Consider the following 12,800-nt stretch of genomic DNA (forward strand, 5'->3'; position numbering starts at 1 on the left):
TCGTCATGGGCTGTCACCCATGCCTGAACACATAGGGCATGTGGAGGGAACGAGGGGAAGTGAAACATCTCAGTACCCTCAGGAAGAGAAAACAACCGTGATTCCGGGAGTAGTGGCGAGCGAAACCGGATGAGGCCAAACCGTATGTGTGTGATACCCGGCAGGGGTTGCGCATGCGGGGTTGTGGGATTGCACTTCAATAGTCTGCCGGCTGTTGGGCAAGTCAGAAACCGTTGGTGTAGGCGAAGGACATGCGAAAGGTCCGGCGTAGAGGGTAAGACCCCCGTAGCTGAAACATCAACGGCTTGCTTGTGTGACTCCCAAGTAGCACGGGGCCCGAGAAATCCCGTGTGAATCTGGCGGGACCACCCGCTAAGCCTAAATATTCCCTGGTGACCGATAGCGGATAGTACCGTGAGGGAATGGTGAAAAGTACCGCGGGAGCGGAGTGAAATAGTACCTGAAACCGTGTGCCTACAAGCCGTGGGAGCGTCGCTGGCAGTACTTGTACTGTCAGTCGTGACTGCGTGCCTTTTGAAGAATGAGCCTGCGAGTTAGCGGTGTGTAGCGAGGTTAACCCGTGTGGGGAAGCCGTAGCGAAAGCGAGTCCTAATAGGGCGTTTGAGTTGCACGCTCTAGACCCGAAGCGGAGTGATCTAGCCATGGGCAGGTTGAAGCGGCTGTAAGAGGTCGTGGAGGACCGAACCCACCAGGGTTGAAAACCTGGGGGATGACCTGTGGTTAGGGGTGAAAGGCCAATCAAACTCCGTGATAGCTGGTTCTCCCCGAAATGCATTTAGGTGCAGCGTCGTGTGTTTCTTGCCGGAGGTAGAGCACTGGATAGGCGATGGGCCCTACCGGGTTACTGACCTTAGCCAAACTCCGAATGCCGGTAAGTGAGAGCGCGGCAGTGAGACTGTGGGGGATAAGCTCCATGGTCGAGAGGGAAACAGCCCAGAGCATCGACTAAGGCCCCTAAGCGTACGCTAAGTGGAAAAGGATGTGGAGTCGCAGAGACAACCAGGAGGTTGGCTTAGAAGCAGCCATCCTTGAAAGAGTGCGTAATAGCTCACTGGTCAAGTGATTCCGCGCCGACAATGTAGCGGGGCTCAAGCGTACCGCCGAAGTCGTGTCATTCCAGCACATACCCCCAACGGGGGCTGGGATGGGTAGGGGAGCGTCGTGTGCCGGGTGAAGCAGCCGCGGAAGCGAGTTGTGGACGGTTCACGAGTGAGAATGCAGGCATGAGTAGCGATACACACGTGAGAAACGTGTGCGCCGATTGACTAAGGGTTCCTGGGTCAAGCTGATCTGCCCAGGGTAAGTCGGGACCTAAGGCGAGGCCGACAGGCGTAGTCGATGGACAACCGGTTGATATTCCGGTACCCGCTTTGAAACGCCCAATACTGAGCCCATTAATGCTAAGGCCGTGAAGCCGTCCTGGACCCTTCGGGGAAAGGGGAGTGGTGGAGCCGCTGAACCAAGGTGGTAGTAGGTAAGCGATGGGGTGACGCAGGAAGGTAGTCCAGCCCGGGCGGTGGTTGTCCCGGGGTAAGGGTGTAGCCCGTTATCCAGGTAAATCCGGATGACATGTGGGTGAGACCTGATGCCGAGCCGATTGTGGTGAAGTGGATGATCCTATGCTGTCGAGAAAAGCCTCTAGCGAGTTTCATGGCGGCCCGTACCCTAAACCGACTCAGGTGGTCAGGTAGAGAATACCGAGGCGTTCGGGTGAACTATGGTTAAGGAACTCGGCAAAATGCCCCCGTAACTTCGGGAGAAGGGGGCCATTCCTGGTGATTGGATTTACTCCATGAGCTGGGGGTGGCCGCAGAGACCAGCGAGAAGCGACTGTTTACTAAAAACACAGGTCCGTGCGAAGCCGTAAGGCGATGTATACGGACTGACGCCTGCCCGGTGCTGGAACGTTAAGGGGACCGGTTAGTGACCTTTCGGGGTTGCGAAGCTGAGAACTTAAGCGCCAGTAAACGGCGGTGGTAACTATAACCATCCTAAGGTAGCGAAATTCCTTGTCGGGTAAGTTCCGACCTGCACGAATGGCGTAACGACTTCTCGACTGTCTCAACCATAGGCCCGGTGAAATTGCACTACGAGTAAAGATGCTCGTTTCGCGCAGAAGGACGGAAAGACCCCGGGACCTTTACTACAGTTTGATATTGGTGTTCGGTTCGGCTTGTGTAGGATAGGTGGGAGACTTTGAAGCGGCCACGCCAGTGGTTGTGGAGTCGTCGTTGAAATACCACTCTGGTCGTGCTGGATGTCTAACCTCGGTCCGTGATCCGGATCAGGGACAGTGTCTGATGGGTAGTTTAACTGGGGCGGTTGCCTCCTAAAGAGTAACGGAGGCGCCCAAAGGTTCCCTCAGCCTGGTTGGCAATCAGGTGTTGAGTGTAAGTGCACAAGGGAGCTTGACTGTGAGACCGACGGGTCGAGCAGGGACGAAAGTCGGGACTAGTGATCCGGCAGTGGCTTGTGGAAGCGCTGTCGCTCAACGGATAAAAGGTACCCCGGGGATAACAGGCTGATCTTCCCCAAGAGTCCATATCGACGGGATGGTTTGGCACCTCGATGTCGGCTCGTCGCATCCTGGGGCTGGAGTCGGTCCCAAGGGTTGGGCTGTTCGCCCATTAAAGCGGTACGCGAGCTGGGTTTAGAACGTCGTGAGACAGTTCGGTCCCTATCCTCTGCGCGCGTAGGAATATTGAGAAGGGCTGTCCCTAGTACGAGAGGACCGGGACGGACGAACCTCTGGTGTGCCAGTTGTCCTGCCAAGGGCATGGCTGGTTGGCTACGTTCGGAAAGGATAACCGCTGAAAGCATCTAAGCGGGAAGCCTGCTTCGAGATGAGTATTCCCACCCCCTTTGAGGGGTTAAGGCTCCCAGTAGACGACTGGGTTGATAGGCCAGATGTGGAAGCCCGGTAACGGGTGGAGCTGACTGGTACTAATAGGCCGAGGGCTTGTCCTCAGTTGCTCGCGTCCACTGTGTTAGTTCTGAAATAACGAACGACCGTGTTGTATCCGGTGTTGGTTAATTTCATAGTGTTTCGGTGGTCATTGCGTTAGGGAAACGCCCGGTTACATTCCGAACCCGGAAGCTAAGCCTTTCAGCGCCGATGGTACTGCAGGGGGGACCCTGTGGGAGAGTAGGACGCCGCCGAACAATCTTTCAACGTCGGCCCCTGAACTTCGGTTCAGGGGCCGACGTTTTTTTATGCCCTGTTACTTGGTGTTCACGTGCGGCAAGCAGCATGCAGTCATGAGTACCGCGAGGTTCCTGAAGTCCGCAGGCGTCCGGGTCGGCGACGAGGTCGTCGTGCCGGCGTTCGGTGACGCCGAAGCGGCCGCGGCCGTGGTGATGGCCGGGGCCAGGCCTGTCTTCGCCGACATAGATCCCGAGAGCTACTGCCTCGACCCGGACGCGGTCGCAGCCGTACTCACCTCACGTACCACCGCAGTGGTTGCTGTCTCTGCCTTCGGGCACCCGCCGGACCTGGCGCGGATCAGTGAACTCGGGCGTATTCACGGGCTCCTGGTCGTCGGGCCCGGGGAGGCCGTCGGGGAGACCTTCGCCGCGGACGAAGTCGAGCAGCGCCGTTCCTACGCGGCGTACTTGGGTGACCGGCTGACCGGGGTGCGGACACCGGCGCCGAACGCGGCGCACACGTACCAGCGTTACGTCGTGCGTGTGCCGGGCAACGGGCGCCCCGACCGTGACGCGTTCGCCCAGGCCTTGCGGCGCAGGGGTGTGGGGTGCGAGGTGCCGGTCACGACGCCCGTCCACCGTATGCCGGCCTTCCGCCGTGATGTGCGGCTGCCCGAGACCGAGCGGGCTGCCGACGAGACCCTCGCGCTTCCCCTGCACGGTTCGCTGCGCCGGCGTGAGCTCCAGCGCATGGTCTCCTCCTGCAACGCGCTCGGTGGCCTGCTCCAACCGGCTTTCTGAGCAGGCGGCTTGGACCGGGCGCAGGACGGCGGAGCGGAGAGGGCGTGGTGGCGGGAAGCACCGTCGGTTTCGGGTATGATCTATCTCGTTGCTGCGCCCCAATAGCTCAGTCGGTAGAGCGTCTCCATGGTAAGGAGAAGGTCTACGGTTCGATTCCGTATTGGGGCTCTCACACCGAAAGGCCCCCGCCGGTTGGCGGGGGCCTTTCGCGTATCTGCCTGCCTGTCCGCGCTACTTGGGCGGCTCGGGCACGCGCATGGCCAGGATCGCCATGTCGTCCGACGCCGGTTCGGCGGCGAACCGCTCGACCGCGCGCAGGATGCGGCCGGCCACCGCGCCCGCCGTCAGACCGGTGCAGGTGCTCAGCACGTCGGCCAGGCCGTCGTCGCCGAGCATCCGGGTGCCCTCGCGGCGCTCCGTGACGCCGTCCGTGACGCAGAGCAGTACGTCGCCCGGTTCGAGGGTCACGCTCTGCTCGTAGAGTTCCAGGTCCTCCATCACGCCGAGCAGCGGCTGCGGTTCCGCCGCGGGCTCCACCGTGCCGTCCTGCCGCAGCCGCAGGGGGAGCGGATGCCCGGCGCAGACGACCTTGAGGAGGGCGCTGCCGTCCTCCTGGGGCCACAGCTCGCCGTACAGGAGCGTGAGGAAGCGGCTGCGGGCGCCCTCGTCGAGGATCGCGGCGTTGAGCCGCTCCAGGACAGCGGGGCCGCCGAAGCCCTCCCTGGCGAGCAGCCGCAGCGCGTGGCGGGCCAGGCCGGTGACGGCGGCCGCCTCGGGGCCCGTACCGCAGACGTCGCCGATGGCGAAGCCGTAGGCACCGTCCCGGATGGGGAAGAGGTCGTAGAAGTCGCCGCCGACCTCGTTGCCCTCGCCCGCTGCCCGGTAGATGACCTCCACCTCGACATTGGGCACGTCCGGCAGGCCCGGCGGGAGCAGACTGCGTTGCAGGGCCTGGCTGATGGCGGTGCGCTCCGAGTACAGGCGGGCGTTGTCGAGCGCGAGCGCCGCCCGGCGCGAGAGGTCTTCGGCGAGCTCCAGGATCTCCTGGCGGAAGTGGTCGTCGGACGGTTTGCCGAGCGTGAGCATGCCGATGACGCGGTTCCGGGCGACCAGCGGCAGGACGACCGTCTCGCCGCCGACCGCGGCAGCTGTGGCGAGCGTGGTGCCGATGCCCGAACCGAGCGCCGGGCTCGACCCGAGGCCGAGGCTGCGCATGGATGACGTCAGTGCCGCCTGGTGCGCCGCCTCACCCGGGGCGGCCCAGCTGCGGGCGCCCGGGGTCGGGACGGGTTCGGGCGGGCTGATCCGGGAGAGCAGGGCCTTGAGGCCGTCGATGCGCTCCTCGTCCTCGTGCAGGACGTAGGAGAGGTACGGCTCCGACGACTGGTCGGCGATCGTGTAGACGGCGCACCAGGCAGCCAGCGTCGGCACGGTCATCTGTGCCATCAGTGCCAGGGTCTGGTCGCGGTCCAGTGTGCCCGCCAGCAGGTCGGACGCTTCGACGAGGAACGAGAGCGAGCCGCGGCGCAGCTTCTCCAGCTCGCCGAGCCGGGCCGACTCGACGGCGAGTGCGATGCGGTCGGCGGCGAACTGGAGGCGCAGCGCCTGCTCGTTGGAGTACCGGCCCGGGGCCTCCGTCGAGACGCCGAGGGAGCCGGTGAGGCGGCCCTCGACCTTGAGCGGGACGGTGACGACCGAGCGCATGCCCGTGCCGTTCAGCAGCGGTACGGCGCCGGGCACCGCCGCCAGGTCCTCATGGACGGCCGGCATCCGCGCCGATCCGTACCGTCCGGTGCCCGCTTCGACGGGGACCCGGGCGAAGCGCTGGCGGGCGGATGGCAGCCCTGTCGTGGCCCGTACTTCGAGCTCCGTCTCGTCGTCCGTCGCGAGCAGCAGGAACGCGGCGTCGGCGTCGAGCATGTCCCGGGCGCGCTCGACGGTGCGCTGGAGGAGGCCGTCGAGGTCGTCGGGGGCGGGGGAGCCGATGAAGACTTCGAACGGGTCGGTGGTGCGGTGGTCGGAGAAGGAGTTCGAGTCGTTCTGCGGGGTGCGGGCCGGTGTCTGGAGGACCGCGCGCTCGTAGTCGTTGACCAGGAGGCAGACAGTGCTCGGTTCGCCCTGTGCGTCCCGCACCCGCAGATGCGCGGCATAGACGGGGGCGACCTTGCCGTCGGCGGCGCGGATGCCGTAGCTGCCCTCCCAGCGGGACAGCTGGAGGGCGTCGGCGATACCGGTGTTGGTGCCCGGGGTGTGCGGCCAGGCGGCGAAATCGGTGAGCTGCTTGCCGACGACCTGCTCGGCGGGGTGGCCGAAGAGCTCCGTCGCGTCCTCGTTCCAGGAGGAGACGGCGCCGGTCCGGTCGATCTGGATCACGGCCACGCGGACACGTCCGTCGGCCACGGGGAGAAGATCCACAGGGAGCAGCGGGCCCGCCGAGCGGGCGCCCACCGGGCGCTGCGGCAGGTCGAGTTGGAACCACACCTGCTTCTGGGTGGGCGTGTAGTCGACGCCCCAGCGGGAGGCGAGCGCCGCGCAGAGCAGCAGTCCGCGGCCGCCCTCCCGGTCCGGGCTCCCGAAGGACTGGCCGCTGCCCTGGAGCGGGACCTCACGCTCCGGGTAGTGGTCGGCGACCTCCACGCGGATCCCGTCCGCGGTCCGCAGGCACAGCACGTCGGCGGTGGTGCCCGCGTGGACCACCGCGTTGGTGACCAGTTCGCTGGTGAGGACGACCGCGTCGTCGACGACGTCGGAATATCCCCACCCCTGGAGGGTGTCACGTACAAAAGTACGGGCGGTCGCTACCGACCGTCCGACCGGTTCGAAACTGGCAGCCGCCCGCGCGGTGATCACAGAACTCCTCGTACGCGTCTCGACGCCCGGCTCTGCCATGTCTGTCGGCCCGCCCCTCGCTGCCCGGTTGGTAGTGCTGGTGCCTCCGCCCCCGCCGGGCGGACCGGGACGGTTGGACAGCCGGATGCCAGGTTACTTACCTTCGCTGTCCGTTTGGATGCCGGTTACTGGGTTTCCGCACCGAGTCTGCGGGGACGGTATGCAAAGCTGCCGAACTGTTATGGCCTGGTCCTGCCATGGTGAAACACTGGGCTAGCTTCTCGATTACAGCCCGGGCAGTACGGCCAACCCCTGCGGGAGGGACACGGTGGAGTCTGGCACGGCGGCGCGTGACAAGAACACGCGCGCAAAAAGCGGACAGTCGCCAAAAAAGCGACACCACGGGACAACTGAAGTGGATACCGCCGCCCTGGACAGACTGCTGACCGCTCTGGCCGCGATGCGCGACGGGAACTTCCGGCGGCGTCTGACGGTGTCCGGCGACGGCACGATGGCCGAGATCGCGGCTGTCTTCAACGAGGTCGCCGACCGCAATCTCCATCTGACGGGTGAGATCGCGCGGGTGCGCAGGATGGTGGGCCGCGAGGGGAAGCTCACCGAAAGGCTGGAGACGGGGGCCCTGGAGGGTTCCTGGGCCGTCGCGATCGATGCGTCGAACGAGCTGGTGGACGATCTCGCACGGCCGGTCTCCGAGGTCGGCAGGGTGCTGTCGGCCGTGGCCGAGGGCGACCTCGAACAGCGGATGGACCTGCGCTCGCAGGCCATGGACGGCGTGGAGCGGCCGCTGCGCGGTGAGTTCCTGAAGGTCGCCCGTACCGTCAACAACCTGGTCGACCAGCTGTCGGCTTTCACCGACGAGGTGACGCGCGTCGCACTGGAGGTCGGTACCGAGGGCAAGCTCGGCGGTCAGGCCCAGGTGCGCGGTATGTCCGGTTCGTGGAAGGGCCTCACGGATTCGGTGAACACCATGGCGTACCGGCTGACCGCGCAGGTGCGTGACATTGCTCTCGTCACGACCGCTGTGGCCCGGGGGGATCTGTCACGCAAGGTCACTGTCCATGTGGCCGGAGAGATGCTCCAGCTGAAGAACACCGTCAACACGATGGTCGATCAGCTGTCCTCGTTCTCGTCCGAGGTGACACGGGTCGCGCGTGAGGTCGGTACGGAGGGTGAGCTCGGCGGTCAGGCGGCTGTGCCCGGTGTGGCCGGCGTGTGGAAGGACCTCACCGACTCGGTGAACACGATGGCCGGGAACCTGACGTCGCAGGTGCGCGGTATCGCGGAGGTCACCACCGCGGTCGCCAACGGCGATCTCTCACAGAAGGTCACGGTGAGCGCGCGCGGCGAGGTCGCCCAGCTCGCCGAGACCATCAACCAGATGACCGAGACGCTGCGTACCTTCGCGGACGAAGTGACCCGGGTGGCCAGCGAGGTCGGCGCCGAGGGGCTGCTCGGTGGCCAGGCGCAGGTGCCGGGCGCCGCGGGCACCTGGAAGGACCTCACCGACTCCGTCAACACCGTCTTCCGCAACCTCACGACGCAGGTGCGGGACATCGCCCAGGTGACCACGGCGGTCGCCAACGGCGACATGACGCAGAAGGTCACGGTGAACGTGGCCGGGGAGATGCTGGAGCTGAAGAACACCGTCAACACGATGGTGGACCAGTTGCAGTCCTTCGGTTCCGAAGTGACGCGGGTGGCCCGTGAGGTCGGGGTCGAGGGGCGCCTCGGCGGGCAGGCCGAGGTACCGGGCGCGGCGGGTACGTGGAAGGACCTCACCGACTCGGTGAACACGGCCTTCCGTAACCTCACCGGCCAGGTGCGGGACATCGCGCAGGTCACGACCGCGGTCGCGAATGGTGATCTGTCGCAGAAGGTCACGGTGGACGTGGCCGGGGAGATGCTGGAGCTGAAGAACACCGTCAACACGATGGTGGCGCAGCTGTCCTCGTTCGCCGATCAGGTGACGCGGATGGCGCGCGACGTGGGCACGGAGGGCCGGCTCGGCGGGCAGGCCCGGGTGGACGGCGTCAGCGGTACGTGGAAGGAACTCACCGACTCCGTCAACTTCATGGCGGGGAACCTCACGTCGCAGGTGCGCCAGATCGCGCAGGTGACCACCGCGGTGGCCCGGGGTGATCTGTCGCAGAAGATCGACGTGGACGCCCGTGGAGAGATCCTTGAACTGAAGAACACCATCAACACGATGGTCGACCAGCTGTCCGCCTTCGCCGAGCAGGTGACCAGGGTCGCCCGCGAGGTCGGTACGGACGGCCGGCTCGGCGGTCAGGCGCAGGTGCCCGGTGTGGCCGGGGTGTGGCGCGATCTGACCGACTCGGTGAACGGGATGGCGGGCAACCTCACCGCTCAGGTCCGCAACATCGCGCAGGTCGCGACCGCGGTGGCCCGGGGTGACCTGTCGCAGAAGATCGACGTGGACGCGCGCGGCGAGATCCTGGAGCTCAAGAACACCCTGAACACGATGGTCGACCAGCTGTCGTCGTTCGCGGAGCAGGTGACGCGGGTCGCGCGCGAGGTGGGCACCGAGGGGATCCTGGGTGGCCAGGCGGAGGTCCAGGGCGTCTCCGGTACCTGGAAGGATCTCACCCAGTCCGTCAACTTCATGGCGAACAACCTGACCTCGCAGGTGCGGAACATCGCCGAGGTGACCACGGCGGTCGCCAAGGGTGATCTGTCGAAGAAGATCACTGTCGACGCCAAGGGTGAGATCCTCGAACTGGTCACGACCGTCAACACGATGGTCGACCAGCTGTCGTCGTTCGCCGAGCAGGTGACGCGGGTGGCACGTGAGGTGGGTACCGAGGGCATCCTCGGCGGCCAGGCACGGGTGCGCGGGGTCACCGGCATCTGGGAAGACCTCAGCGACAACGTGAACCTGATGGCCAACAACCTGACCAGCCAGGTGCGGAACATCTCCCAGGTCGCCACGGCGGTCGCCAACGGCGATCTGACCAAGAAGGTGACCGTGGAGGCGCGCGGCGAGGTCGCGCAGCTCGCGGACACGGTCAACACGATGGTGACGACGCTGTCCTCGTTCGCGGACGAAGTGACGCGGGTGGCACGTGAGGTGGGTACGGACGGCTCGCTCGGCGGGCAGGCCCGGGTGCCGGGAGTCGCCGGTACGTGGAAGGACCTCACCGAGTCGGTGAACTCGATGGCGTCCAATCTGACCGGGCAGGTGCGCCAGATCGCCACGGTCACCACGGCCATCGCCAAGGGCGATCTGACGAAGAAGATCGACATCGATGCCCAGGGCGAGATCCTGGAGCTGAAGACCACCATCAACACCATGGTCGACCAGCTGTCGAGCTTCGCCGAGCAGGTGACCAGGGTGGCCCGCGAGGTGGGCACCGAGGGCCAGCTGGGCGGGCAGGCGCGGGTGCGTGATGTGGACGGCACCTGGCGCGACCTGACCGAGTCGGTGAACGAGATGGCCGGGAACCTGACCCGTCAGGTGCGCGCCATCGCGGCCGTGGCCACCGCGGTGACCCGCGGCGATCTCAATCTCAAGATCGATGTGGACGCCGCCGGCGAGATCCAGGCGCTCCAGGACAACATCAACACGATGATCGCCAACCTGCGTGACACCACGGTCGCCAACAAGGAGCAGGACTGGCTGAAGGGCAACCTCGCCCGTATCTCCGGTCTGATGCAGGGGCGCCGGGAACTGGTGGATGTGGCGTCGCTCATCATGAGCGAGCTCACGCCGGTGGTCTCGGCCCAGCACGGCGCGTTCTTCCTGGCGGTGCCGACCGGGTCCGCCGCGGAGAGCGGCGCGGACGCCGAGAACGCGTACGAGCTGCGAATGCACGGCAGTTACGGCTACTCCGCGGGCTCCATGCCGACGACGTTCCGGCCGGGGGAGACGCTCATCGGCACGGCTGCCGAGGAGAAGCGCACGATCCTGGTGGAGAACGTGCCGCCGGGGTACCTGAAGATCTCGTCCGGTCTCGGTGAGGCGCCGCCCGCGCATGTGATCGTGCTGCCGGTGCTCTTCGACGGGAATGTCCTCGGGGTGATCGAGCTGGCCTCCTTCCAGCCCTTCACACATATCCAGAAGGACTTCCTCAACCAGATCGCCGAAATGATCGCGACGAGCGTCAACACCATCAGCGTCAATTCGAAGACCGAGGTGCTGCTCAAGCAGTCGCAGGAGCTGACCGAGCAGCTCCGGGAGCGTTCGGCCGAACTGGAGAACCGGCAGAAGGCACTTCAGGCCTCGAATGCCGAACTGGAGGAAAAGGCCGAGCTGCTGGCCCAGCAGAACCGCGATATCGAGGTGAAGAACACCGAGATCGAGGAGGCCAGGCAGGTCCTGGAGGAGCGTGCGGAGCAGCTCGCGGTCTCGATGCGCTACAAGTCCGAGTTCCTGGCGAACATGTCGCACGAGCTGCGTACACCGCTCAATTCACTGCTGATTCTCGCGAAGCTGCTCGCCGACAACGCCGAGGGGAATCTCTCCCCGAAGCAGGTGGAGTTCGCGGAGACGATTCACGGTGCGGGTTCGGATCTGCTCCAGCTGATCAACGACATTCTGGATCTGTCCAAGGTCGAGGCGGGCAAGATGGATGTCAGCCCGACCCGTATCGCGCTGGTGCAGCTCGTCGACTACGTCGAGGCCACCTTCCGGCCGCTCACGGCCGAGAAGGGCCTGGACTTCTCCGTACGGGTCTCGCCCGAACTGCCCGCGACGCTGCACACGGACGAGCAGCGGCTGCTGCAGGTGCTGCGGAACCTCCTCTCCAACGCGGTGAAGTTCACCGACACCGGGGCGGTGGAGCTGGTCATCAGGCCCGCCAACGCCAATGTGCCGAACGCCATCCGTGAGCAGCTGCTCGAAGCGGGCTCGCTGCGCGACGCCGACGCGGATCTGATCGCCTTCTCGGTCACCGACACCGGGATCGGAATCGCGGCGAGCAAGATGCGGGTGATCTTCGAGGCCTTCAAGCAGGCGGACGGGACCACCAGCCGCAAGTACGGCGGTACGGGGCTCGGTCTGTCCATCAGCCGGGAGATCGCGCGGCTGCTCGGCGGTGAGATCCACGCGGCGAGCGAGCCGGGGCGCGGGTCGACGTTCACGCTCTATCTGCCGCTGCACGCCAGCGAGCTGCCTCCCCAGGGGTACCCGCAGCTGACCCCGGGCGGCCTGGAGCGGGCGCCCGGCGGGACGGACGAAGGGGTGCGGGCCGAGGCGGGCCAGGCGCCCGGGATGGCGCCCACGGACGGCCAGGGCGGTCCGGCGGAGCTGTTCCGCCGGCGGCGCCGCAAGTCGCTGGGGTCGTCCGGCGGACGGCCCGCGCTGCCCGCCAGTTCAGGTGTGCAGGCAGCGACCTCGGAGCCGGAGACGTGGGTGGAGGAGACCGAGGAGACGGCGAAGCCGCGCCGGGTCTTCCAGTTCAACAGCGAGAAGGTACTGATCGTCGACGACGACATCCGCAACGTCTTCGCGCTCACCAGCGTCCTCGAACAGCACGGTCTCTCGGTGCTGTACGCGGAGAACGGGCGTGAGGGCATCGAAGTCCTGGAGCAGCACGACGACGTGACGCTCGTTCTGATGGACATCATGATGCCGGAGATGGACGGTTATGCGACGACGACGGCCATCCGCAGGATGCCGCAGTTCGCCGGGCTGCCGATCATCGCGCTCACCGCGAAGGCGATGAAGGGCGACCGGGAGAAGGCCATCGAATCCGGTGCTTCCGACTATGTCACCAAGCCTGTGGATCCTGATCATTTGCTCACAGTAATGGAGCAGTGGATGCGCGGTGAGTGATCGATTGATGAGTGAATCTCCATGAGTTGCTGACTGACTGTGGCCGAAGGCGTGTGAGGCGGGCGTATTCGGGGAACCTTCTGGTCTCCCGGCGCGTTTCTGCTACATGTGCCGTGACATCGCGGTGACATAGCGGTGACAGGGTGTGGCGACAGGCGGGGTGCGGTTACCATGACCGGCACAAGGACGG

General features: G+C 65.4%; 3 protein-coding genes, 1 tRNA gene and 2 rRNA genes (1 of these 6 cut by a window edge). 5 read left to right on the forward strand and 1 reads right to left on the reverse strand.

All coding sequences use genetic code 11. The annotated features are described in order from the left end of the window. The 4 genes from OHB13_RS27895 to OHB13_RS27910 all read left to right on the forward strand — a co-directional run. Nucleotides 1–2,988: ribosomal RNA gene (locus tag OHB13_RS27895) — 23S ribosomal RNA — on the forward strand (it extends 135 nt beyond the left edge of the window). Nucleotides 2,989–3,066: 78 nt separating this feature from the next. After that, nucleotides 3,067–3,183 (forward strand): 5S ribosomal RNA (rrf, locus tag OHB13_RS27900). Between the two features lie 96 nt (nt 3,184–3,279). Next, on the forward strand, nt 3,280–3,966 hold the full coding sequence (locus OHB13_RS27905; protein ID WP_328378866.1) for a DegT/DnrJ/EryC1/StrS family aminotransferase: 687 nt from the start codon (nt 3,280–3,282) through the stop codon (nt 3,964–3,966). A 95-nt stretch (nt 3,967–4,061) separates the two neighbouring features. Next, a tRNA-Thr gene (locus OHB13_RS27910) sits at nt 4,062–4,134 on the forward strand. A gap of 63 nt (nt 4,135–4,197) precedes the next feature. Here the strand turns inward: OHB13_RS27910 and OHB13_RS27915 are convergent. Further along, on the reverse strand, nt 4,198–6,855 hold the full coding sequence (locus OHB13_RS27915) for a SpoIIE family protein phosphatase (RefSeq protein WP_328378867.1): 2,658 nt from the start codon (nt 6,853–6,855) through the stop codon (nt 4,198–4,200). A 268-nt stretch (nt 6,856–7,123) separates the two neighbouring features. Between OHB13_RS27915 and OHB13_RS27920 the strand changes: the two genes are divergently transcribed. Continuing rightward, nucleotides 7,124–12,610 (forward strand): HAMP domain-containing protein, encoded by a 5,487-nt coding sequence (locus OHB13_RS27920; RefSeq protein ID WP_266852394.1) that lies wholly within the window; start codon nt 7,124–7,126, stop codon nt 12,608–12,610. Nucleotides 12,611–12,800 lie beyond the last annotated feature (190 nt).

It is taken from the genome of Streptomyces sp. NBC_00440 (genome assembly GCF_036014215.1).
Lineage (GTDB): Bacteria > Actinomycetota > Actinomycetes > Streptomycetales > Streptomycetaceae > Streptomyces.

Coding starts and splice junctions, on each gene's coding strand:
- OHB13_RS27905 (WP_328378866.1), top strand. CDS start 3,280: ATGAGTACCGCGAGGTTCCTGAAGTCCGCAGGCGTCCGGGTCGGCGAC.
- OHB13_RS27915 (WP_328378867.1), bottom strand. CDS start 6,855: ATGGCAGAGCCGGGCGTCGAGACGCGTACGAGGAGTTCTGTGATCACC.